Source organism: Streptomyces sp. NPDC001770 (assembly GCF_053596135.1).
The window spans coordinates 197549-221068 of record NZ_JBSFFN010000007.1; the positions used below are offsets into that span (position 1 = coordinate 197549).

Genomic DNA, 23520 nt, shown 5'->3' on the forward strand with positions numbered 1-23520 from the left:
CTTCGGCGCTAGGGTCGTCCCATGACTGTCGACGACATACCTGTCCGCCTCCCCGCCGCAGACCGGCGGGCACGTGCGGCCGTCGCCGTGCTGTTCCTGACCAACGGGGCCCTCTTCGCCAACCTCCTGCCGAGGTATCCGCAGATCAAGGCCGAACTCGGCATGACCAACGCCGTCTACGGCCTCGCCGTGGCGGCGTTCCCGACCGGGGCCCTGGTGGCCGGTCCGGCGGCCGGAGCGCTCGTCCGCAGGTTCGGCTCGGCCCGCGTCGCGGTCGCCGGCACGCTGCTGACCGGCGCGGGCGTTCTTGCCGCCGGCCTCGCGGGGGCCGTACCGCTGTTCGCGGCGGCGCTCTTCCTGGCCGGAGCGATGGACGCGATCACGGACGTCGCGCAGAACGCGCACGGCCTGCGCGTACAGCGCCGGTACGGGCGGTCCATCATCAACTCCTTCCACGCGATCTGGTCGGTCGGAGCCGTCGCGGGTGGCCTCATGGCCGCCGGGGCCATGGCACTGGACCTGACGCGCGGGCAGCACCTGACCGTGTCGGGCCTCGTCTTCGCCGCCGCCGCTCTCCTCGCACTGCGCTACTGCCTGCCCGGCCCGGACAACGAACCCGCACACGACGATCTTCCGTCCGAGCCCGCCCGCCCGTCGTTCACCGCCCGGCGCTGCACCGCGTACGTACTGGCCGCCCTCGTCCTCATCGCGACCGCCGGCACACTCGTGGAGGACGCGGGCAACTCCTGGGCCGCCCTCTACCTCTCCGATTCCCTGCGCGCCTCGGCGACGCTCGCCGCGACCGGCTACATCGCTCTGGTCGGCGCCCAGTTCGTCGGCCGCATCTTCGGAGACCGGCTCGTGGACCGCTTCGGCCAGCGGGCGGTGGCCCGAACCGGCGGCCTGATCGCCGCGCTCGGCATGGGCCTCGCACTGGCCGTACCCACGCTGCCCGGAACCGTTCTCGGCTTCGCCGCCGCGGGATTCGGGGTGGCGACCCTGGTCCCCGCCGCCATGCACGAGGCGGACAGCCTCCCCGGCCTCAAGCCGGGGTCCGGGCTGACGATCGTCTCCTGGCTCATGCGCCTGGGCTTCCTGGTCTCCCCGCCGGTCGTCGGCCTGGTCGCCGACGCCACGAGTCTCCGGATCGGCCTGCTGGTGGTCCCGCTGGCCGGGGTGGTCACCGTCCTCCTCTCCGGAGTGCTCCAGCCCCGTCGAGCCGCCGCGGCGGAGGCCGCCGTGTGAAGCCGGCGCGCCGCTCGTGGTCGAGAGCCGCGGTGCCGGTGATCCACGGGCGGCCCCGCGACCCGTTCCGGTGATCCACGGGCGGCCCCGCGACCCGTTCCGGTGATCCACGGGCGGCCCTGCGACCGGTTCCGGTGTTCCACGGGTGGCCCGTCCGCGAACAGGTGCGCGCTCGGGTCGTCCGGACTCCTTCAGGGGACGATGCCGAGCTCCGCGGCGACGAGTTCGGAGCGGGTGAGCTCCAGCAGCCGGCCCATCCAGTTCCGTCCTTCGAGCCCGCGTTCTCCCCAGAAGGGCGATCCGGCCTCGGTGTAGATCAACCGGGTGGCGCCCGTGGCCGTCAGCGTCCGCGCGAACTCCGGGTGTTGCTGGAACTTCGCGCGCAGCAGGCCCGCCATGACGGCGACCCGTACCAGGGGCCAGTCGTCCCGCAGGGTGGAATCCTCGGCGATCCTCTGCGCGTCGTACGGCCTTTCCGCGTCGAGGATCTCGGCCCGACGGCCTTCGTCGGCGACCGCCAGCGCCCAGTAGGCGTGCGCGACCGTGGGGTAGGTCAGGTCGCCCATGACGAGCGGTGCGGGGAACTCGTTGCGCAGCACGAGGTTGCCCGGGTTCTCGGGCCAACCGTGCGGGAAAACCGCCTGGTCGAGATGAACGCTGCTCCCGACCGGTTCGGCCGGGCCGTCGGCGGGTGACTTCGCCTCGTACTGCCTTCGCAGTTGCTCGCGTTCCGCGAAGTACTCCAGGGCGGAGGCGTGCATCTCCTCCGTGACGTCGACGGTGTCGCCGTTCCACAGATCGAAACCGTTCTCCGGGCCGGTCGCGATCACCCGGAGGGGGAAGTCCTTGCGGTCCATGTCGCCCAGGGCGTATCGCCGCAGGTGTTCCGGGATGGCTTCGTAGGCCTCGCGAACGGCGGCCCGGTTGGCCTCGGTCGGCTGCTCCCGGAAGAGCTCGACGGCGGCGAGGCAGCGGCCGGTGGAGTTCGGGCGGCCGTTGAGGCCGTCGATGTCGTCGCGGACCTCGCCGAGCAGCATCTCGGGGGTCAGCCAGGTCTTCGGCTCGGCGAACGTCCACGAGGCGAGGTGATGTGCCGATACCCGGGCGCCTTCGGGCAGTTCGGTGGCGATCCAGCCGGAGGCGAGCTTGCCGGCGAAGCCCTCCAGGGTCTCCAGGCCCCAGCAGTCGACCATTCCGTCGGCGTAGATCAGCAGGTCGGTAAGGAAGTAGGTGCGGCCGTTGCGGACGAAGGCGTGCCGCCAAGTGCCCTCGATGCGTTCGCCGTCCACGTTCCGCCACGTCCGCCGTCGTATCGCCATGCGCGACAGAGTAGCTCTCCGCGCGCCCACGGGATCGGGGGAGCAGACCGTACGAAGGGGCAGTGTCGCAGTACCGACGGACGTTTGCCCGGCGATCGGCTTGCGCTCTTCCACGTCGCTCGAACACCATCCACATCGGGAGTTTCAGGCGGCCTTCGCCTCTCGGGCAGATCGAGCGACGAAGCGCGGTTGCCCCCTGCGGAAGCAGACCTGGCGGCGAGTCCCGGAGTGATGTCCCGCCAGGAATCGCGGGACAACCCTCAGGGCACCCGCGCGGCCCGGAAGCCGAGTAATGAGCCACAGAGCCGGAGCCTTGCACTGAAGGAAGGCTTCTTGACTGTGAGTGCACACCCGCTCGAAAGGATCACCATGTCGGACAGGCGCGGTGGAATACTCCCCTTACTTGCGCACCGCAGGTAAATGAACAGCTTGCACCATCCCAACAACCTTGACAGTGGGCCTCCGAGCAGATTTCGGGACCGCGGATTCTCACGCCTCCGTCCGGAGTGCGTCATCCCGTATTGACGACAGAATGGCCATGCCATTCCGTGCGTCGACCGCGGTCTCGCAATTCCCGCGCAGGACTCATTGTTCAGCGGAGATGCAGTCACGCATGAAACCTTCTGGCTGGTCCCTTCGCGGCAAGATCACCGCACTGCTGCTCCTGCCGCTCTTGTCCCTCTCTGCCCTGTGGACCTACGCCGCGTATCTGTCACTGAACAACGCGCTCACGCTGGTTCATGTCGATACGGTCGGCGATCACTTGGCCCGGCCACTCGCCCAGGTTTTCATCGACGTCCAGACGGAGCGGCGCGCGAGCCTGGTCACGCTTGCCTCCCGGGAAAGCGCGAGCCGTACGGGAAAACAGGTCTCCCAGGACGACAGCGGCGATCCCGCGCTCACCGGCGCGCGTGCGAAGACCGACGACTCCGTGGCCGAGTTCCTGGCGCAGGCGGACACCGACGAGGTGCGCGACAGCGCGAGCGCCGAGGTGAACCGCAGAGTCGATGCCGCCCGAAAGGCGCTGGAGACGGTGGGTGACGTGCGCCACCGCGTCGACGACCGGCGTCTCGACACCCTGCGGGCTCTGGACGCGTACACCAACGTCAACACCACCATCTCGGACGCCTTCGAAGCCATGACCGTGCTGCCCGACGAGAAGGCGCAGCGCTTCGGGCACAGCCAGTACACCAACGCTCTCGGCAGCGACTTCCTGGCGCAGGAGGACGCGCTGATCTCGGCCGCCGGGGCGGCGAAGCGGCTGACGCCCGACGCCTACGGCCTGATCGTGCAGGACATCGGCTCCTCACGCCGTCTGACCGAACTCGCCCTGCGGGGTCTGCCCGAGGCCAAGCGCCGGCCCTTCGAGGAACTCGCCCGGGAGGGCGGCCCCATGGAGAAGGTCATGGTCATGGAGGAGCAGCTCCTCCAGGCCGGACCCGGTACGGGCCGACTGCCCTTCGCCGTGTCGGACTGGCGCAAGGCGTACGACGCCCAGTGGGTCGTGACGAACAAGCTGGCTCTCGACGACATCGACGGCGTGTTCGAGCTGACGGGGCCGCCGGCACAACGTGCCCTGTGGGCACTGGGAGTGGCCGGCGCGTTGGGGCTGGTCGCTCTGATTCTCTCGCTGGTCCTGTCCGTACGCATCGGGCGCTCCCTGGTCGGCGACGTCTCACGCCTTCGCGATTCGGCCCGCAACCTCACGGAGGACAGTCTCCGTGACGTCGTCGGCCGCCTCCGCCGGGGTGAGAAGGTCGATGTCGCGGCGGACATGACCAGGCCGCGCTTCGTCCACCGCGAGCTGGCCGCGCTCGGTGACGCCTTCTTCGCCCTGCAGACGACCGCCGTCGACCTGGCCGACGAAGACGTGCGGCTGCACCAGCGCGTCAGCGAGGTGTTCGTGAACCTCGCCCGCCGCAGTCAGGCCCTGGTGCACCGGCAGCTCGGGCTGCTGGAGTCGATGGAGCACCGGGAGGAGGATCCCCACCGGCTGGCGGAGTTGTACAACCTCGACCAGATGGCCATGCACCTCCGTCGGCACGCCGAGAGTCTGATCATCGTCGCGGGGGCCTCCACCGGCCGCCCCTGGCGGTACCCGGTTCCGATCATCGACGTACTCCGCGGCGCCACGGCCGAGACCGAAGGCTACGCCCGCGTGTCGGTCCTGCCGGTACCACCGTTCCGCATCGTCGGACGGGCCGTCACGGACGTGGTGCACCTCCTCGCCGAGCTCATCGAGAACGCCCAGCACTTCTCTCCGGCGGACACCCAGGTGCGGGTGGGCGTCAGCCGCAGCACCAACGGCCTCGTCGTGGAGATCGACGACCGCGGTCTCGGTATGAAGCCGGCGGACATCGACGCGGCGAACACGCGCATCAAGGAACAGGTCGACCTCAGTGATCTCGACAGCTCCCGCCTCGGCCTCATCACGGTCGGGCGCCTCGCCCAGCGTCACGGCATCGCCGTCTCCCTGCGCCAGTCGCCCTACGGGGGCGTGACCGCCGTCGTGCTCCTTCCGCTCACCTTGCTCGATCATTCGGACGCGGGGACCGAGAGCTCCGACGCCGACCGAGTCCTCGACCCGGCCGACAGCGCGTCCACCGCTCCGTGGCAGATCGCGCAGGCCCCGTACAGCCCGGGCGAACAGCCCGAGCTGTCCGAAGCGACCCTGTCGCGACGCGCCGGGCCGGACGAGCAGGCCCACCGTTCCACGGCGGGTCACGCCTCCTACCCGCCCGGAACCGGCCCCGAGCCGGTCGAACATCAGCGGCTCGGTTTTCAGAACTCCGTACCGGCGCCCCCGGACGACAGCCGGCCCGGGGCCCGGACCGCTGAGAGGGCCCCGGCTCAGGACGACTTCACGCCGGTGGAGGAGGGCGGCCATCAGCAGCACACCGAGTACATCGACGGACTGCCCCAGCGCGTCCGGCAGGCCAGCCTCGCGCCCCAGTTGCAGCACCCCACCGCACCCTCCTCGGGCGGGCTCTTCGACTGGACCGACGTGCCTCGCGCCCCGTACGGCCCGTCGGACGGTGGTCCCACGGTCTCCACGGACCCTCCGGGCGCTCCGGCACCGGACCTGGGAGCCCACGGGGCCCCCTCCGACCCGGTCTCGGCGCGTCCGGCCCAGGTGCGCACCCTCATGTCCGCGCTCCAAGCCGGCAGCGCGCGGGGGCGTCTCGCCCGGCAGGACTCCGGGCAGATCCGGTTCGACCACGGCACTCACCTCTGAAGGCCGCCGCGCACGTGCTGGTGGGCGTACGACCACCACGTTCCAGGGATTGCGGGACAGCCCTCAGCAGTCACCGCTCGAAAGCGATTACACGAGAAATGGGTACGGGCCGATGACACTGCCAGTCTCCGCGGAAACAACGACTCAGCTCTGCTGGCTGCTCGATGACCTCGTGCAGCGAGTGCCGGACGCGGGCCACGCGATCACGCTCTCCTCGGACGGCCTCCTGCTGGCCAACTCCGGAACGCTTCCTCAGGACGAGGCCCAGCGCCTTTCCGCGGTCGCGAGCGGATTCCACAGCCTCGCCAAGGGAACCGGGCAGCACTTCGGTGGTGGGGCGGTGAGGCAAACGGTGGTCGAGATGGAGAAGGGGTATCTCTTCGTCTGCGCCGCCGGAGACAACGCGTGCCTGGCGGTGCTGTCGCCGGAGAGCGCCGACATCGGCATCGTGGCGTACGAGATGGCCCGGCTGGTGACCCGCGTCGGACAGCATCTCTCCGTCGAGTACCGGGATGCCACGGGACGTTCCGGCGAGCGACCACGCATATGACCGAAGACACTTGGGCGGGCGACGGAACTGTCGCGCTGGTGCGGCCCTACACCATGGTGCGGGGCCGTACCCATGTCCACCACCACGTCTTCGACCTGGTCACGTTCGTCAAGAGCCTCACCACCTCCGTCCAGGAGTGGCACGGTACGGAGCCGGAACACGAAACGCTTCTGGAACTGTGCCGCATCCCCATATCCGTCAGCGAGATCATCTCCCACACGCGCCTTCCGCTCGGCGTGGTGCGGGTCCTCCTGGGGGACCTGCTGGATCTGAGGACGATACAGGTGAGCAAGCCGTACCAAGAAGACGGACGGCCGAGCGTCAGCCTCATCAGGGAAGTACTCACCGGCCTTCAGGCCCTGTGATCCGAAGAGGGCGCACGATCGGACGGCCGTGACCGCAACAACATGAGACATGTATCCGAAGAATACGGACCTGGCATGATGAGGGATAAGTCGATCCGCGCAATGAATTCAGTAACGGAAGGCGAGCTCCCGCAAGGTGTGAAAATACTCGTTGCCGGTGGGTTCGGCACTGGTAAGACCACTCTCGTATCCGCGATCAGTGAGATCACGCCGTTCCACACCGAAGAGCAGATGACTCAGTCGAGTGTCGGTGTCGACGACATCTCCGGAATCCAATCGAAGACCCTCACGACTGTGGCCATGGACTTCGGCCGCATAACCCTGCACGACCGGCTGAGCATATTTCTGTTCGGGACGCCCGGCCAGGACCGCTTCTGGTTCATGTGGGACGAACTGGCCGCGGGGGCTCTTTGTGCCGTGGTGCTGGCCGACACCCGTCGGCTCGACACCTCGTTCGCCGCCATCGACTACTTCGAACGGTACGAGATCCCGTTCATCGTCGCGGTCAACACCTTCGACGGGGCACGGCCCTACCGACCACAGGCCATTCGGCAGGCGCTGGCTCTCGACCTCGAGGTGCCCGTGGTCACGTGCGACGCGCGCCGGCGCGAGTCGGTCAAGCAGGTCCTGGTCACCGCCGTCACCCACGCGTTGACGCGGCGGGAGGCCGTCGCGAGCCTGCGGCCCTGAACGCGGCACCGGCCGGCGGGTGGTGTCCGGCGCATCGCGGCCGTGGGTGCGGAGCGATCCGCCGGACGCCAGCGGATCGCGCCCCCGACCGGCCGGGTTCACCCGACGGTCCGGGGCGCCCTTCCCCGGCTGATGCGGGCCCGGGCCGATCGCGCGAGTGCCGTCTCCAGGAGGATGCCCTCCTCGACCGTGAGCGAGCTCCGCAGTTTCTCGTTCTTGCACCAGCCGTTCAGAAGGGCGTGTGAACTCCCCAGCTTCAGGGAGTAGGACCACATGCTCTCGCCGGTGCACGTGTCCGCCGCCCATCCCGCAGCCCATCGGAGCAGGTGGGCGACTTTCTGCTGGTGGCTGTAGCGTGAAGAATGCATCACGTGAATCCCCTTGGTCAATTCCTGCATTCCGGGCGGCGGGTGACCTCCCCGATTGCCGAACGCCGCAATCGGGGGACGCGCCTGCTCCGGGACGGTTCTTTCATCACAGGGTGGCGGGCACCGGGTTCCATGCCTTTCGGGGCGAGTCCGCGACATCGGCACCGAACGGTCGACGCCGGTTTCTCTTCGGAGGGCCCGGCTCTCCAAGCCTGAATGTGAAAAGCCGCGCCGCTCTTGCACATCCGCAGATTAGCCACTCGGCAAAGGCGGCAGAAAGGCGGATACGGGCGGTTCAGCCCCGACGGACACGGGCGCCACCCCCAGGGGCATCGCGCGCGCGGAGGCGAACACCCCGGACGGGGCGGTCAGAAGACGGAGAGCCCGGTGAGGGTCGTGAACCGGTCGAGAGCCGCGACTCCGGCAACGGAGTTGCCGTGCGTGTCCAGGCCCGGGCTCCACACGCACAGGGTGCAGCGACCGGGAACGACCGCGATGATGCCGCCGCCGACGCCGCTCTTGCCCGGCAGCCCGACGCGGTAGGCGAAGTCCCCTGCCGCGTCATAGGTGCCGCAGGTCAGCATGACGGCGTTGATCTGCTTGGCCTGGCTGCGGCTGAGCAGCCGGGTGCCGTCGGCGCGGATGCCGTGGCGCGCCAGGAAGCCGGTGGCGAGGGCGAGATCGGCACAGGACGCGGTGATCGAACACTGTCTGAAGTACTGGTCCAACAGGTCCGGGACGGCGTTCTCGATGTTGCCGTAGGAGGCCATGAAGTGCGCCAGGGCGGCATTGCGGTCGCCGTGCTCCTTCTCGGAGCCGGCCACCTCATGGTCGAACGCGACGCCCGGATTTCCGCTCTCGCCGCGGAGGAAGGACAGGAGCTCGCCCGCCGCGTCGCCACTGGACGCGTGCAGCCGGTCGGTGACGACGAGGGCACCGGCATTGATGAACGGGTTCCTGGGGATTCCGTTCTCGTACTCCAGCTGGACGAGCGAGTTGAAAGGGTTTCCCGAGGGCTCGCGGCCCACGTGCTCCCACAGTTGATCGCCTTCACGCGCCAGGTTCAGGGCCAGGGTGAAGACCTTGGTGATCGACTGGGTGGAGAAGGGTTCCTGCCAGTCGCCCACGCCGTACACGGTGCCGTCCAGCTCGGCGACGGCCATGCCGAAGCGGCGCGGGTCGCGTCCGGCGAGGGCCGGAATGTAGTCGGCGGGACGGCCCGCGTCCGGCCTCCGCCCGATGTCTGCCGCTATGCGCTCGAGGACCGGCGCGAAGGTCAACGCTGTGCTCATTCCCGCCGTTCCGCCGGTTCTGGGGTGCGTCATGACGAGGGACCGCAGGACCGGGGCGCGCAGCGGCGATGCCCGGGCGCGCCCGCGCGGGCGCCCTGCCGAAGGGACGCTCCTGCGCACCGTGCACGGATCCGGGTGTGCGGGGTACGAGGGGGAGGCCACTCCGCGGTCACCGTCTCCCCGCTGTCACCTTCGCTCCATTGTCCCTGGCTGAAACCGCCGTATCCGCACGGGCGATGACTGAGATCCTCACGCGGAGCCGGAACCGGATGACGTAGCTCCGGCCCGCCGTGGATCTCAGTCGGGCTATCAGTCGAACCGGACGAGGACAGCCTTGACCGGCCCGCTGCGTGACTCGAAGCATGGAGGCCGGAGCCGGCGCGGCCACGCGGCGGTGTCCGGCGGATCCAAGGGCTGTCACCACCCGATGAAGAGGACTCATGACGCATCTCGAACGGGCACCACGCTCGCGCGACATTTCGAAGCGCGCGACCGCCCTGGTGGCGCTTCCGGTGCTGGGTGCGCTCTGCTGCCCGAGCCCCGCTCTCGCGGACACCGTTTCCCCGACCGGGACCGCCACCTCGCTTCCCGTGGTGGTGTCCACGCTGGACCAGGGCGCACCGTGCCGCCCGGCCTCGGACCAGCAGGCCCGTACACCGCCCTGGACACAGGACATGCTCGGTCTGTCCAGCGCCTGGCAGCTGTCCCGCGGTGCCGGGGTCCTGGTCGGGGTCGTGGACACCGGAGTCGGCACGGACGTACCCGCCCTGGCCGGGCGGGTCTCCGCGGCGGGGGAGGCCGGGCGGGACTGTGTCGGGCACGGCAGTTTCGTGGCCGGTCTCGCGGCGGCGGCGCCCCAGCCCGACACCGGCTTCACCGGAGTCGCCCCGCAGGCGAGGATCCTGGCCGTACGGGGCACCGACGGACGGGGCACCGCCACCCCCGACAGCGTGGCCCGCGGCATCCGGGAGGCCGTGGACGGGGGATCCTCGGTGATCACTGTCTCCCTGGCGCTCACCACGAGTTCCGAGGCGCTGGCCTCCGCCGTCCGCTACGCCCGGACCCGGGACGTGCTGGTGCTGGCCGCTGCGGCACCGGACCGGTCGCCGGACGGCGCCGGGTCCTCCGCGCCCGAGGCCTACTGGCCGGCGGCGGAACCGGGTGTGGTGGCGGTGGCGGCCTTCGGCTCGGGCGGGGACACGGGCCCGGTCCCGGTCCCGCGGGCCGACCTCGCGGCCCCCGGTGTGGGAGTGGTCAGCGTGGGGCCGAGCGGATCCGGGGCCTTCACGGGCAGCGGATGCTCGTTCGCGGCCGGCGTCGTGGCGGGCACGGCGGCCCTGGTGCGCTCCTACCGGCCGGAACTGTCGGAGGAACAGGTCGCGCGGCGCCTGCTGGGAACGGCCTACCCGGCGCAGGTCCCCCGGGTGGACCCGTACGCCGCCGTCTCCGGTGCGGTTCCCGGCACCGCGTCCGGGGCACGGCGCTCCGCCGACCCGGCCGTGATCCCGGCAGCTCCCTCGGACGGCGGTGCCGCCGTCCGAGGGAGCTGGGTGGCCGCCGGCAGCGCACTGCTCGTCCTGGCACTGATCGTGGGCGCGTGGATCTTCCCGCAGGGCCGGGCCAGGGGCTGGCGGGCCGGCTGAGCCCCCTCCGGTGGGCGGTACCGGGTGTGCCGCCCACCGGCCGGACTCACTCGGCCGCCGTGCCCTCCGCCAGCGCGGTCTGGATGAGCGTCGCCTTGCGGCGTGCGATCCGGACGGCCCGGCCCGGCGGCAGCAGCTTGGGCTTGGTGTTGCCGATGAACGCGCCCTCCGACGGAGGACAGGACAGCATCAGCGCGGTGCTGTTGACCTCCAGGATCCGGCGTATCAGCGGGTCCGCGGTACCGCGCATGGCGTTGGAGGACGACCTGGCGACCACGAAGTGCATGCCGACCTCGTAGCCGAGGGGCATGTGCGGCAGCAGCGGGTCGAACGGGTTCTCGTGTCCTCCGGCGACCATCTCGTGGTCGTCGACGAGGACGAACAGCCGGGGCCCCGACCACCAGTCGGCCAGCCGCATCCGGGACGGAGGCATGTCCTCTCCCGGTACCCGCTCGGCGAACGCGTGCGCCGCACCGGACACCAGCTCCCGCAGCGCGTTCACCGACACGGCGTGGCCCAGCCGGTGCTCCGCGGGCACCGCCTCGACCAGGGTGCGCCGGTAGTCCACCACCAGGATGCGGGCCTCGTCGGGGGTGAAGCGCTCGACGATGGACTTGGCGATCAGCCGCAGCAGGTTGGTCTTGCCGCTCTCCGTGTCGCCGAAGGCGACCAGGTGCGGGCTTTCCATGAAGTCGTGCCAGATCGGCTGGAGTTCGTTCTCCTCCAGGCCCAGCGGAAGCCGGGTGCCGGCCGGAGCGGGCAGCGTGGAGACGGGCAGCAGGGTGGGCAGCATCCGTACCGCCGGAGCCCCCGGGCGGCCGCCCCAGCCCTCCGTGACGGCCGCGACCATGCCTTCCACGCCGGAAGCCAGGTCGTCCGCCGACTCCGCCCCGTCGATCCGCGGCAGCGCCGCCAGGTAGTGCAGCTTGGTCTGCGCGGTGAGGCCGCGCCCCGGCGTGCCCCGGGGCACCGCGTGGGCCTTGCGGATGTCGATGTCCGAATCCGAGGGATCACCCATCCGCAGCTCCAGCCGGGTGCCCGCCTGGTCCCGGATGGCCGCCGACAGCTCCATCCAGCGGGCGGTGGCGGTGATCAGGTGGATGCCGAAGTTCAGCCCGCGCTGGGCGAGCTTGTTGAACTCGTCGACCAGGTGGTCGAAGTCCTGGCGCACGGTCGACCAGCCGTCGACCACCAGGAAGACGTCGCCGTACGGCTCGTCGGGGAACTCCCCGGCGGCACGCCGCCGCCGGTAGGTGGCCATGGTGTCGATGCCCTGGTCGAGGAAGAAGCGCTCCCGCCGGGCGAGCAGCGAGGTGACCTCGCTCACCGTGCGGCCCACCCGGTCCTCGTCGAGCCGCCCGGTGACCCCGCCCACATGGGGCAGTCCGGCGATGCTGGAGAGCGTTCCGCCGCCGAAGTCCAGGCAGTAGAACTGCACTTCACGCGGGGTATGGGTGAGCGCCAGGGAAGTGATCAGCGTCCGGATCAGGGTGCTCTTGCCGCTCTGCGGGCCACCGGCGATCGCGACGTGGCCGCCCGCACCGGAGACGTCCACCCACAACAGGTCCCGCAACTGCTCGAAGGGCCGGTCGACGATGCCCACCGGCACGGTGAGCCGGCCGGTGTCCGGGCCGGCCACGAGCCCGCGCTGCGGGTGCGGCTCCAGCGGGGGCAGCAACTGGTCCAGGCTGGGCGGCAGATCGAGCGGCGGCAGCCACACCTGGTGCGCGGGCGCCCCGGAGTCCTGCAGCTTCTCCACCGCCAGGGCCAGCAGGGTCTCGACGGACTCCTCCTCCTGGACCTCGTGCTCCGGTGCCTGCCGGGGCACGACCCATCCGGTCGCCCAGGGCATGATCTGGCTCGCCGTCTGCGTGGCCGAGGCGGCCCGGCCGCGGTGCCGGTACGTCCCCGACACGTACGCGGCCCGGAACCGGGTCAGCTCCTCGACGCCGCTCTTGAGGTAGCCGTTGCCGGGCTCGGGCGGCAGCTGGTAGGCGTCCGGGACGCCCAGGACTCCGCGACTCTCCATCGCGGAGAAGGTCCGCAGGCCGACCCGGTACGACAGGTGGCTCTCCAGCTGGTGCACCCGGCCCTCGTCCAGCCGCTGCGAGGCCAGCAGCAGATGGACCCCGAGGCTGCGGCCCAGCCGCCCGATCATCACGAACAGGTCCATGAAGTCGCGGTGCGTGGCCAGGAGTTCGCTGAACTCGTCGACCACGACCACCAGGCTGGGCAGGGGGTCCAGCGCAGCTCCGGCGGCGCGGGCGCGCTCGTACTCCAACGCCGAGACGTAGTTGCCGGCCTGCCGCAACAGCTCCTGACGTCGCATCAGCTCACCGTGCAGGGCGTCCTGCATCCGGTCGACGAGGGACGCCTGGTCGGCCAGGTTGGTGATCACGGCCGACACGTGGGGGAGGAGGTCGAGCCCGAGGAAGGTCGCACCGCCCTTGAAGTCGACCAGCACGAAGTTCAGCCGGTCCGAGGGATGCGTCAGCGCCAGCGCCAGCACCAGCGTCCGCAGCAGCTCGCTCTTGCCGGAGCCGGTGGCGCCGATAAGCATGCCGTGCGGACCCATGCCCCCCTGCGCCGACTCCTTGAGGTCCAGCTCCACCGGCGCCCCGCTGGCCGACAGCCCGATCGGTACCCGCAGATGCTGATGTGCGCTGCGCCGCTGCCACAGCGGGGCGGGGTCGTACCGGTACAGGTCGTTGATCCCCAGCAGGCCGGTGAGCTGGATGTCGGTGGTGAGCGGCTCGGACGAGTCGCCTCCGACCGTACTGCGGAACGGCGCGAGCACCCGCGCCAGCGCCTCGGCGCCCGCGGGGCCGAGCCGGTCCGCGCGGCCGAGCGGGGTCGTCTGCTCCCGCCGGTTGCGGTCCGTACGGACCAGCTCCACGTCGCCGTTCTCGACCTGGAGCCGCAGCGTGGTGCGTCCGGGGCGCCAGCGCAACGCTCCCGACAGGTCGACGACCAGGGCGTTGCGGAAGCCGGTGCCCTCGAAACGATGACCGGAGGGCACCGTGCCGCCGTCGACGAGCACGACGACCAGCGGCTCCTCCCGGCCCGGCGCCGCTGTCGGATCGAAGGCCGGCCGCTCGGTGAACTCGGCCCCGATGACGTCCTCCAGCTCGCCCAGCGCGCCGGCGACCATCCTGGCCGGTCCGGCACCGTCGTTGGACTGCGGATGGAGGCAGTGCGGCAGCCACTTGGCCCAGTCCCACTCGTGCTGGGCCTCCTCGGACACGCAGAGCGCGATCCACAGGTCGTCCGGGCTGTGCAGGGTGGTGAGCTGGCCCACCACGGCCCGCGCCAACTCCCGCACCTGCGCCCGGTCGCCGCGGACCAGCACCCGCGACCACGCCCGCAGATAGACGGCGATGGGCTGGTCGGGGACGGTGGTGTAGGCCCGGATGAAGCTGCGCAGGGCATGCGCCGACAGCGGCTCCAGGTCCTCCACCGGGCGCGTGGACACCGGAGCCAGGCGCAGCCCCAGGTTCTGCTCCCCGACGGCGATCCGCACCTCGCCGAAGTCCTCGTCGGTGGTGCGCCGTTCCCACAGCCGGCTGGTGCGCACCAGCGACGAGAGCGCGGCCGGGTGCGGATGCCGCCAGGTCAGCGCCTCCCGCTGGGCCTCGACGGCCCTGCGGGTACGGCGCCGCACCTGGGACAGGTAGCGCAGGTAGTCACGCCGCTGGCCGTTCATCTGGGTCTTGCGGTCACCACGCCGCTGCATCACCTGCCCCACGAGCATCATCACGGCGGAACCGCCCATCATGCCCATGGCGACATAGGACATCGTCCCGCTGCCCGGCCTCATGAACGTCAGCATCATGGACATCGACATCATGCCCATCGGCATGAACGTCCAGATGGCGGCCGAGTTGGGGGTCGCCTCCGCCATCGCGGGCGGTTCCTGGAGGCTGATCTCCCCCTCGGGCATGTCCGGACCGCGCCGGCGGACAGGACGGCGGAAGAGCACGACACTCAACGGACGGTCTCCTAGCGGTGGGACATCGGGCACCGGTGCGAGGACGACGGTGCGGGCGACGCGGGCAGGAAGGGCACTGCCCCGGATCCCCGGTCGGGCCGGTGCGCCGCGACTCACCAGCATGGGTGCCCACCTGTCGTAGCGGCCGGATTCCCCGCGGAATTACGTCATTTCTACGAAAGGGCCGGACGTCTGCGACAACTAGGGTGAGCGCACATCCCCAACCCCACTCACCCGGTCCCTTTTCCCGTTCCCACTTCCCGAGAGGCTCATCTCCCGATGACCGAGGGCGCATTGGCGGGACTGTGCCGCCTGACCGTCAGGCTCCAGGACCGCGCCATCGACCTGGCCGTCCCGGCGGACATACCCGTGGCGGACCTCCTGCCCGCGGTGCTCCAGTTCGCCGGTACGGAGGTCGAGGAGAGCGGCATCGAGCACGGAGGGTGGATCCTGCAGCAGCTCGGCCGTCCCCCGCTCGACGAGGAGGCCACGCTGGGCTCCGTCGAACTCCGCGACGGCGAGGTCCTGCACCTGAGACCCCGCGCCGAGGCGATGCCCGAAGCGCACTTCGACGACCTCATCGACGGAATCGCCACCGCCATGGAACGGCAGAGCGGCCAGTGGACCGAAGCGGCCACCCGCCGTTTCCTCCGCGGTCTGACCGGTGGAGTGCTCGCCGTCGTCCTGGTCGCGCTCATGCTGCCCGGCTGGACGGCCCTCGAACGCACCGTCGCCGCCGTGGTCTGCGCCGCGCTGCTGCTCCCGGTCGCCGCCGCGGCGAGCCGAGGACTGGGCGACTCCGCCTCCGCCGCGTTGCTGGGGTGTTCGGCCGTACCGTTCCTGGCGCTCGCCGGCTGGATGGTGCCGGGCGGCCCGACCAGCGGGCCGCTCGCCCTGGAGGCCGACGGAATACGGCTGTTGTCGGCGGGCGCCGCCGCCACCGGCGGTGCCGTACTGGCACTCGCCGTGATCGGCACCTTCCAGGAACTGTTCGCCGGCGCCGCCGTCTGCTGCGCCTTCGCGACGGTGGCCGGTGCGCTGGCCACCGGTTACGAGCTGCCGGTGGCGCACGTCGCCGCACTGATCGCCCTGCTGGCCGTCACCCTGGGCGCCTTCGTCCCGGTCATCGCCTTCCGGGTGTCCGGCATGCAGATGCGGCCGCTGCCGACCAGCCCGCAGCAGCTGCAGGAAGGCATCGAACCGTATCCGAGCGCGGAGATCACCACCCGGTCGGCCACCGCCACCACCTGGATGACCGCCCTCTACGGCGCGGTCGGCGCGGTCTGCACGGTCTGCCTGGCCCTGCTGGCGCGGGAGGCGTCGCTCTCCGGGACGATCACCGGCGCCGTGCTCTCCCTGCTGCTCCTGCTGCACGGGAGGAACCTGGGCAGCACCCTGCAGCGGCTGGCCGTCCTGCTGCCGGGCGTCTGCGGGGCGGCCCTGCTCGCGCTCGGCTGGGCCACCGTCCAGCCGGGCGCCCGGATCGCCGTCTTCGTCGCGCTGGTCGTGGTGACCGGCGCGCTCGCCTTCGCCATCTGGCTGGTACCCGGCCGGCGGATGGTGCCCTACTGGGGCCGCGCCGCGGAACTGCTCCACTCGGCGGCGGCGATCGCCCTGCTGCCGCTCGTGCTGTGGGTGCTGGAGGTCTACTCCCGGCTGCGGAACATGACCGGCTGACCCGGGGCCTCTCGTTCGGATCATGCCGGACCAGGCCTGATCCGAAGGAAAGCACCCCGTACCCGACGACCCAGGATCGGAACGAACCGTGCAGTCCAAGCGTGACCAGGTCCAGGCCCACCTCTTCCTGATGAACCGCCTGAGTTCGGGCCTGCTGCGGGCCAACCCGGACGACCCCGAGAGCCCCGGCGGACGCACCCACCGGGGGCTGTTCTACGGAGTGCTGGGCGCCCTGGTGGGGTGCCTGATCGCCGCGCTCTGGGGCGCGGTGTCGCCGGGGACGAAGACCTCCTGGCAGGAGGAGGGGACCCTGGTCCTGGAGAAGGACACGGGGAGCCGCTACCTCTACGTCGAGGGCCGCCTGCGACCGGTCCTGAACTACGCGTCGGCCCGGCTGCTGCTCGGCGCCGACCTGAAGACGGCCTCGGTGAGCAGCAGGTCCACCGAGAACACCCCGCACGGCAGGCCGGTCGGGATACCCGGCGCGCCGGACGGCCTGCCGGGCCCCGAGCAGCTCTCCGACGGCCCGTGGCAGGTCTGTTCCAGCCTGCGGGTACAGGTCTCCGGGCAGACGACGGTCGGCACCCGGCTGGCGGTCGGCACGCCCCTGGCCGGAAAGCCGCTGCGGAACGCGGAGGCGCTGCTCGTCGAGACGCCGGCCCACACCCGCTATCTGGTGTGGCACGGCACCCGGCTCCGGCTCGACCCGGACAACGGCGCCGCCGAATCCCTCGGATACGGCTCCGTCCGGGCCCGGCCGGTCTCCGAGGCGTTCGTCGACGCGCTGCCGGCCGGCCCCGACCTGGCGGCCCCCGCCGTGCCGGGACGCGGGGAGCCGGGCCCGGAACTCGCGGGCCGGCCGACCCGGATCGGCCAGCTCTTCACCCTCCGGCCGCCCGGCTCCGCTCCCCAGTACCACCTGCTGCTCAAGGAGGGGCTGGTCCCGCTGGGCGCCACCGGGACGGCCCTCGTGCAGGGCGACCCGCGCACACGTGCGGACGCGTACGGAGGGAAGGACCCGCAGCCGCGACCGCTGACCGGCGACGAGGCCCGGGGCCACCTCGCCACCGGCGCGGCCCCGTCCGGGCTGCCGGACGTCGCACCGCACGCCGTCGACGTGGGGGACGGGTCGGAGGCGTGCGTCCAGGTGACACCCGGCGACGGCAAGGACCTGAAGGTGAACGTGGCCGTGGTGTCGGGGGAGCTTCCCGCGGAGGACGTGGCGCAGCCCCCGGCGGAACATGTCGCCGCAGCGTGCCTGCCCGCCGACGTCATCGCCGTACGCCCCGGGAAGGGGGCTCTGATCCGCGCGCTGAGCAGCGCCGGAACCCAGATGGGCGACACCACCTACCTGGTGACGGACACCGGGGTGAAGTACCCCGTCGCCTCCCAGGACGCCCTGGAAAGCCTCGGCTACACGGTCGCCGAGGAGCGGGGGCTCCCGACGGCGGTGCTCCAGCTTCTGCCGACGGGCCCCGTACTCGACCCGGAGGCCGCGGCCGGCGCCGCGGCGGTCACCGTCCCGGACCTCTGCGGGACCGGCGCGGCCACCAACTCCCAGTGAAAGACCGTCACCTGACGTATGGATCGGCGCGCCGAAAAAAAGAATCGTTGATTCCAGGAACCGCGCGTGCAGTGGACAAGGGAGATGAACATGGCAGGCAAACTGAGGGGCGATTTCCTCCAGGACGCCAGGGTCCAGCAGGGAATGCTGGAAGCGGCGAACGACATCAAGCGCATCGAGAGCCAGGGCGCGCAGACCGCGGAGCAGCTGAGCGCCGCCTACAAGGGCGCCGACGGTACGGCCTACCACAACCTCGTCCAGGGGTGGCTGGGCTACATCAACAAGATCGTCAACGGTATGAACACGATGGCGGAGACTTCGAAGGCGGGCAGCAAGACGACCGCCGGCCTGCAGGAGGGCGCGGTCGACGCGATCCGCTCCGCGGGCGCCTCGCGCGCCTACGGCACGCTCTCCGGCAACTGAGCCGCCCCCACCCGGGCCGAACGGCCCCGCCCCAGGTCACCGCATCACGCCCGTAACCAAGGAGTTCATCATGGCCGACGACGGCATCGTCTATGTCGACTACGCCGGTACCAGCGACGTCGCCGACACCCTGATCGCGTACAGCAAGGCGATCAACGGAGTCCTCGAGAATCTGGAGGGCCAGGTCAAGAGCTGGCTGCCCGCGTCCGAGGGTGAGGCGGTCACCGCCTTCACGCAGAAGATCAACGAGTGGCAGGAGTACGTCAGCCAGGCGATCCAGTACGTCACCCACGACGCCAAGCTGCTCGCCGAGATCACCTCGGGCTGGAACACCACCGACAACAAGCTCGGCAACCAGTGGCAGAACACCAGCCCGCTCGGCTGATCCCGGTTCCCCAGGAGACGACATGGCGACCGACGCCCAACTCACCACGCTCGATTCGGCGGCGCTCCAGAAGTTCATCGAGGGACCGCTGACCGAGTTCATCAACGACCTGGTCAAGGTGAGGAGCGACGACGGCAACACGCTCGCCGTGCGTTCGGTCGCCAACGGCTACACGCAGCCGGACACCTTCTACCTGACCAAGCCCCTGGCGCTCGGGTACATGGGGGCCGACGACACGGTGCACGGCAGCGCCTTCAACAGCAAGTCGCTGAGCTTCGCCCAGGCACTGGACGGCATTCTGCAGGCCCAGAGCGACAGCGTGCTCCCGCACGTCAAGGAGGGCCTGCAGAAGGTGATCGCGGAGTTCATGAAGCAGCAGGGCGCGAACCTGGAGTCCATCAAGGCCAGCGACTTCCTGGAGTACGTGAAGGTCGACAGCGCGACCACCCTCGACCCGAGCAAGCTCCCCACGACCACCTGACGTCACCGGCCGGGCGCTCCGCGGAACAGGACCGCGGAGCGCCCGACCGCGAGGCCGACCGGCAACACCCTTCGCACCACCCGACGCAGCACGTCACGAAGCATGGAGCCGAAGCGCGATGGCCGACGACGACTGGGGCCGCTCCGTACGGCTCCTGACGGGATACGAGGTGCCCGACCGGGCGACCCTCTTCGACGAGCTGAAGGGCAGCGACGGCAAGACGCCCCTTCTCAACGTCAAGATCGAGAACGTCGGTCTGAACGTCTCGCTCCACGACCTCGGCGGGCAGGTCGGCGCCAACGCCGACGGCCACGCGTTCGTGCTTCCGTACTACACGCCCCAGGGCAGCGGGCTCAACCTGCACAAGATCTCGATCGACTTCCTGTGGAACCCCGGGGAACGGCCGTCCCAGGGTCCGGGCATGCCGCTGGACAACTTCATCTTCGGCTCGCAGGTGATGCTGGAAGCGCTCGCCGGCCCGCCCTTCTCGACGGAGAAGCTGGGGTTCGGCGGCCTGTCCGTACCGGACAACGGCGCCGTCGTCCTCAAGACCTTCTCGGACATCGCCGGCGCGTTCGACCGGACCGCGGAGTTCTTCACGCAGCACGAGGCCGCCCTCAAGGAGTGGCTCGACAGCTTCGGCAAGGACGACGCCAGCTGGAAGGGGAACGCGGCCGGCGCCTTCCACGACGTCCTGGCCACGCTGCACCGGAACTACGGCGACTACAAGGAGCAGTTGGTCCCGCCCGGATTCTCGCCCACGAACTTCGCGCTGTACCCGGTGCAGGGCAAGGGTGCCTCCAGCACCAAGCAGGGCGACACGCTCGTCGGCGCGGCCAACGAGATCCACCAGGCGTCCTGGGAGCTGTCCCAGGCCTGGCACCAGTGGGCCGCCGATCCGGACTCCAACGCCATGGGCATCGCGGCACGGCTGATCAACGAGGTCGCCCAGTGGGTCCAGGACACCAACCTGTCCAGGACGGGGCTGCACAACCAGCCTTCGGGCGGCATGTGGAGCGGACCCAACGTGCCTCCCACCACGGTGGTGGCCATGCCCGGCTTCACCGCGGGCCACCCGGTCTGGGGCGACCTCTCGAACCTCGACGCCTGGGCGAACATCGGCACCCACTCCGTCTGGCAGTGGAACCAGAAGGTCCAGGGGCTGCTGGGCGATCCGGCGCGCACCCAGGTCAGCAACGTCAACAACGCTCTCATCCAGGCGTCCGAGGTGGTCGGCCAGGGGTTCAAGACCCTGAACACCACGTCGATCAGCACCTACCAGGGAAGCCAGGGCAGCGAGGGCGGGAACGGCGGCCTGGACGACATCACCAAGGACCTCAACGACAGCCTGGGCAACTTCTCCAACAACCTGAACGACAGTCTGGGCAATGCCTCGGACAATCTCGGTTCCGGGCTCGGCAGCTTCTCGGACAACCTCAACGACAGCCTCGGGAACGCCACCGACAACCTGGGCAGCGGGCTGGGGAGTTTCTCGGACAACCTGAACGACAGCCTCGGGAGCGCCTCCGACAACCTGGGCAGCGGGCTGGGGAGTTTCTCGGACAACCTGAACGACAGCCTCGGGAACGTCTCCGACAACCTCGGCAGTGTCACGGACAACCTGGGCAGTGCGACCGACAACCTCGGCAGCGCGACGGACAACCTCGGTTCCGGGCTCGGCGGCTTCTCGGACAACCTGAACGACAGCCTCGGGAACGTCACCGACAACCTCGGCAACGTCACGGACACCCTGGGCAACGCGACGGACAACCTCGGTTCCGGCCTCGGCAGTTTCACGGACAACCTCGACGACAGCCTCGGGAACGTCACCGACAACCTCGGCAGTTTCACGGACAACCTGGGCAACGCGACGGACAACCTCGGCAACGGCCTCGGCTCCCTCACCGACAACCTCGGCAACGGGCTGGGGAACCTGGACGGCCTGACGGCGAACCCGCAGGACCCGACGGGCACCGGCGGCCTCGGTTCTCCGATCGTACCGACGCTGCCGAACTACGGGTCCGGCGCCGGACTCGGCGCGGGCACCACCACCGTGAAGAACCCGGACGGCAGCAGCACGACCACCTACCCGGACGGCCTGGTCACCACCACCGCTCCGGACGGGACTGTGTCGGTGCGCACCCCCGACGGGGCGACGATCGCCCTCAACCCCGACGGGACCCCGACGCAACTGCCCGACGGGACCACGGTCAGCCTGGGGTCCGACGGATCGCTGGTGACGCAGAACCCCGACGGTACGACGGTCACGCACAAGCCCGACGGGTCGCTGATCACCCAGAACGCCGACGGTTCGGTGGTCACCACCAACCCCGACGGCTCGCAGTCCTTCGCCTCGCCCAACGGGTCCGTCACCACCTTCGGCACGGACGGTTCGGAGACCGTCGTCTCGCCCGACGGCACCGTCTCCTACACCAGCCCGGACGGGATCACCACGATCACCGCACCGGACGGCGCCATCACGACCTTCGGACCCGACGGTTCCGCCAGTACCGTCCACCCCAACGGCATCACCACCACGGTCGGCAGCGACGGCCTCACGACCGCCACCGGGCCGAACGGCGAGACGATCACCGGCAACACGGTCCCGGTCATCAGCCAGGGCGACACCGGCGGTTCGGTGCTCGACACCATGAACTCCCTCGGGTCCCTCGGGACGAACCCGGTCGCCGGCGCCGCGCAGAACATCCAGGCGCCCGTCTACGAGGAGGCCGGCTACGACACCTCCACCGACTTCCCCTCGTACGGGTCCGATACCGGGCTGGGCCTCGACGGCGGTTACGGCGGCTCCTACGGAGCCGACCCGTCCGCCGCATCGGCCGCCGCCCACATGGCGGGCATGGGAGGCCTCGGCGGACTCGGCGGCATGGGCGGAGTCAACGGAGCCCTCGGCGCGGACCGCATGCGCGAGGCCATGGGAGACACGGGCACGACCACCGCCGCCCGGCCCGCCCAGGCGGCGACCGGCCAGAGCGGCAGCGGAAGCACACCGCCGTACATGCCGCCGGCCTCCGGCCAGGGCGGCCAGAACACCGAGAGCAAGGACCGCGAGCGGGCCAACTGGATGGCCGAGGAAGAGGACGTCTGGGGCACCGAGGATTCCGGCAATCCGGCCGTCATCGGCCGGCAGGAACAGGTGGAGAACACCCAGCGCAACCAGTTCATGAGTGGAGACCAGAGATGACATCGATGGAGGACCGGGTCGCCCAGGCGTGGGCGGACCTGGAGAAGGCCCAGGCGGCGACCTCGGACGTCCAGGAGAAGCTGGCCAAGTCGACGGCCACCGCCACCTCACGGGATCGCGCCGTGGAGGTCACGATCGGGGCGCAGGGGCAGCTCAGCGGAGTGCGCTTCCTGGAGAACCGCTTCCAGTCCATGGCAGGGCCCCAGTTGGCAGCCTCGATCCTCGAGGCCTCCGAAAAGGCCCGGGCGGACATGGCGGGCCGGGTGATGGACGCCTTCCTGCCGCTGACCGAGCTGTCCTCGGGGTACTCCGACGTCCCCGGCGCGGCCACCGACTGGGAGGCCATCTTCGGCCAGGTACTGGGCGACGTCACCGGCAAGAACCGGCCTGTGACCGCCGACGACCAGCGCCTGCGCGACGAGATCGACGAGGACGACGAGCGGGCCGCCGACTGACTTCGCCCGGCCTCCGGCACCGGGGTGCCGGTCGGGCGTGAGGGAGTCCGGGCGTCGTCCGGCGTGAGGGAGTACAGCGTCGTCCGGCGTGAGGAAGTACGGAGCGGGAGTCGATGCCTGAGCACGTCGCGGGTGGTTCGCAGGGCGGGGGTGAGGGGGGTGGGGGCCTTCACGTCAGCAAGGCGGCCTCCGATCTGATGTTTCTCCTGACCGGTGAGAAGTTTCCGACCGGTCGGGAGCTTCACGCGTTGGCGGCGTCTCGGGCGTTGGTGAGGGTTGCTGAGGGTGTCGATGAGTTGGTGGCTTTCATCGATCAGTCGGTGAGGCGGACGGCGCCGAATTTTCCGGAGCAGGTGCGGGATCAGTTCGTGCGGTCGATGACGGTGTTCACGGGGACGGGTGGTGGTGCGCAGCGGTATCTGGTGGATTTCAGTGGTCAGTTGCGGCAGGTGTCGGGGGGTGTGCGGAAGACTGCTTCGGACATTCTGGAGACGAAGTGGGAGTTGATCGCTGAGCTGGTTCGGTTGTTGATCGAGCTGGCGGTGCTGGCTGCGTTGGAGTTCTTTTTTCCGGGGACGGCGACGGCGGCGAAGGCTGCGTTGATGGCGCAGGCGCGGTTGCGGATGCTGGCTCGGTTG

18 protein-coding genes are annotated in these 23520 nt (G+C 70.3%); 14 read left to right on the plus strand and 4 right to left on the minus strand.

What is annotated here, in order from left to right; translation table 11 throughout:
- The first annotated feature begins 21 nt into the window (after positions 1–21).
- On the plus strand, positions 22–1245 hold the full coding sequence (locus tag ACWCSV_RS09465; RefSeq protein ID WP_451140175.1) for an MFS transporter: 1224 nt from the start codon (positions 22–24) through the stop codon (positions 1243–1245).
- Between the two features lie 191 nt (positions 1246–1436).
- On the opposite strand, the gene ACWCSV_RS09470 is transcribed toward ACWCSV_RS09465, so the two are convergent.
- Positions 1437–2564: an NADAR family protein gene (locus ACWCSV_RS09470; protein WP_451140177.1), complete on the minus strand. Its 1128-nt coding sequence runs from the start codon at positions 2562–2564 to the stop codon at positions 1437–1439.
- A gap of 613 nt (positions 2565–3177) precedes the next feature.
- Here ACWCSV_RS09470 and ACWCSV_RS09475 point away from each other — a divergent pair.
- The 4 genes from ACWCSV_RS09475 (at position 3178) to ACWCSV_RS09490 (ending at position 7404) form a co-directional block, all read left to right on the plus strand.
- Positions 3178–5799: a nitrate- and nitrite sensing domain-containing protein gene (locus ACWCSV_RS09475; RefSeq protein WP_451140179.1), complete on the plus strand. Its 2622-nt coding sequence runs from the start codon at positions 3178–3180 to the stop codon at positions 5797–5799.
- A gap of 112 nt (positions 5800–5911) precedes the next feature.
- Positions 5912–6349: a roadblock/LC7 domain-containing protein gene (locus ACWCSV_RS09480; RefSeq protein WP_451140181.1), complete on the plus strand. Its 438-nt coding sequence runs from the start codon at positions 5912–5914 to the stop codon at positions 6347–6349.
- Positions 6346–6714 (plus strand): DUF742 domain-containing protein, encoded by a 369-nt coding sequence (locus ACWCSV_RS09485; RefSeq protein WP_451140183.1) that lies wholly within the window; start codon positions 6346–6348, stop codon positions 6712–6714. Before ACWCSV_RS09480 ends, ACWCSV_RS09485 begins: the two co-directional genes overlap by 4 nt.
- Positions 6715–6816: 102 nt before the next feature.
- Positions 6817–7404, plus strand: coding sequence for a GTP-binding protein (locus tag ACWCSV_RS09490; RefSeq protein WP_451140219.1), 588 nt, complete (start codon positions 6817–6819; stop codon positions 7402–7404).
- 98 nt (positions 7405–7502) lie between these two features.
- Here ACWCSV_RS09490 and ACWCSV_RS09495 read toward each other — a convergent pair whose 3' ends face one another.
- Both ACWCSV_RS09495 and ACWCSV_RS09500 read right to left on the minus strand, forming a co-directional pair.
- Positions 7503–7772, minus strand: a complete 270-nt coding sequence (locus ACWCSV_RS09495) for a hypothetical protein (RefSeq protein ID WP_451140185.1) — start codon at positions 7770–7772, stop codon at positions 7503–7505.
- A gap of 368 nt (positions 7773–8140) precedes the next feature.
- On the minus strand, positions 8141–9064 hold the full coding sequence (locus ACWCSV_RS09500) for a glutaminase (RefSeq protein ID WP_451140187.1): 924 nt from the start codon (positions 9062–9064) through the stop codon (positions 8141–8143).
- A 440-nt stretch (positions 9065–9504) separates the two neighbouring features.
- Between ACWCSV_RS09500 and ACWCSV_RS09505 the strand changes: the two genes are divergently transcribed.
- Entirely contained in the window at positions 9505–10707 is a 1203-nt protein-coding gene (locus ACWCSV_RS09505) for a S8 family serine peptidase (RefSeq protein ID WP_451140189.1), read from the plus strand.
- A 46-nt stretch (positions 10708–10753) separates the two neighbouring features.
- Here the strand turns inward: ACWCSV_RS09505 and eccCa are convergent, their stop codons facing one another.
- Entirely contained in the window at positions 10754–14695 is a 3942-nt protein-coding gene (eccCa, locus tag ACWCSV_RS09510) for a type VII secretion protein EccCa (protein WP_451140191.1), read from the minus strand.
- 279 nt (positions 14696–14974) lie between these two features.
- Between eccCa and eccD the strand changes: the two genes are divergently transcribed.
- From eccD to ACWCSV_RS09550, 8 genes are all read left to right on the plus strand, one after another.
- Positions 14975–16372: a type VII secretion integral membrane protein EccD gene (eccD, locus tag ACWCSV_RS09515; protein ID WP_451140193.1), complete on the plus strand. Its 1398-nt coding sequence runs from the start codon at positions 14975–14977 to the stop codon at positions 16370–16372.
- Between the two features lie 88 nt (positions 16373–16460).
- On the plus strand, positions 16461–17936 hold the full coding sequence (gene eccB / locus ACWCSV_RS09520) for a type VII secretion protein EccB (protein ID WP_451140195.1): 1476 nt from the start codon (positions 16461–16463) through the stop codon (positions 17934–17936).
- 90 nt (positions 17937–18026) lie between these two features.
- The gene (locus tag ACWCSV_RS09525) at positions 18027–18359 is read left to right on the plus strand and encodes a hypothetical protein (protein ID WP_451140197.1); all 333 of its coding nucleotides are present in this window, start codon (positions 18027–18029) and stop codon (positions 18357–18359) included.
- 70 nt (positions 18360–18429) lie between these two features.
- The gene (locus ACWCSV_RS09530) at positions 18430–18744 is read left to right on the plus strand and encodes a WXG100 family type VII secretion target (protein WP_451013216.1); all 315 of its coding nucleotides are present in this window, start codon (positions 18430–18432) and stop codon (positions 18742–18744) included.
- Between the two features lie 22 nt (positions 18745–18766).
- Positions 18767–19225, plus strand: coding sequence for a type VII secretion system-associated protein (locus tag ACWCSV_RS09535; RefSeq protein WP_451140199.1), 459 nt, complete (start codon positions 18767–18769; stop codon positions 19223–19225).
- A 118-nt stretch (positions 19226–19343) separates the two neighbouring features.
- The gene (locus ACWCSV_RS09540) at positions 19344–22427 is read left to right on the plus strand and encodes an AAWKG family protein (protein WP_451140201.1); all 3084 of its coding nucleotides are present in this window, start codon (positions 19344–19346) and stop codon (positions 22425–22427) included.
- Positions 22424–22882 (plus strand): YbaB/EbfC family nucleoid-associated protein, encoded by a 459-nt coding sequence (locus ACWCSV_RS09545; protein ID WP_451013212.1) that lies wholly within the window; start codon positions 22424–22426, stop codon positions 22880–22882. The genes ACWCSV_RS09540 and ACWCSV_RS09545 overlap by 4 nt, the downstream gene beginning before the upstream one ends.
- Positions 22883–22995: 113 nt before the next feature.
- Positions 22996–23520: WXG100-like domain-containing protein (locus ACWCSV_RS09550; protein ID WP_451140203.1), on the plus strand; the 525-nt coding region annotated here is incomplete at its 3' end.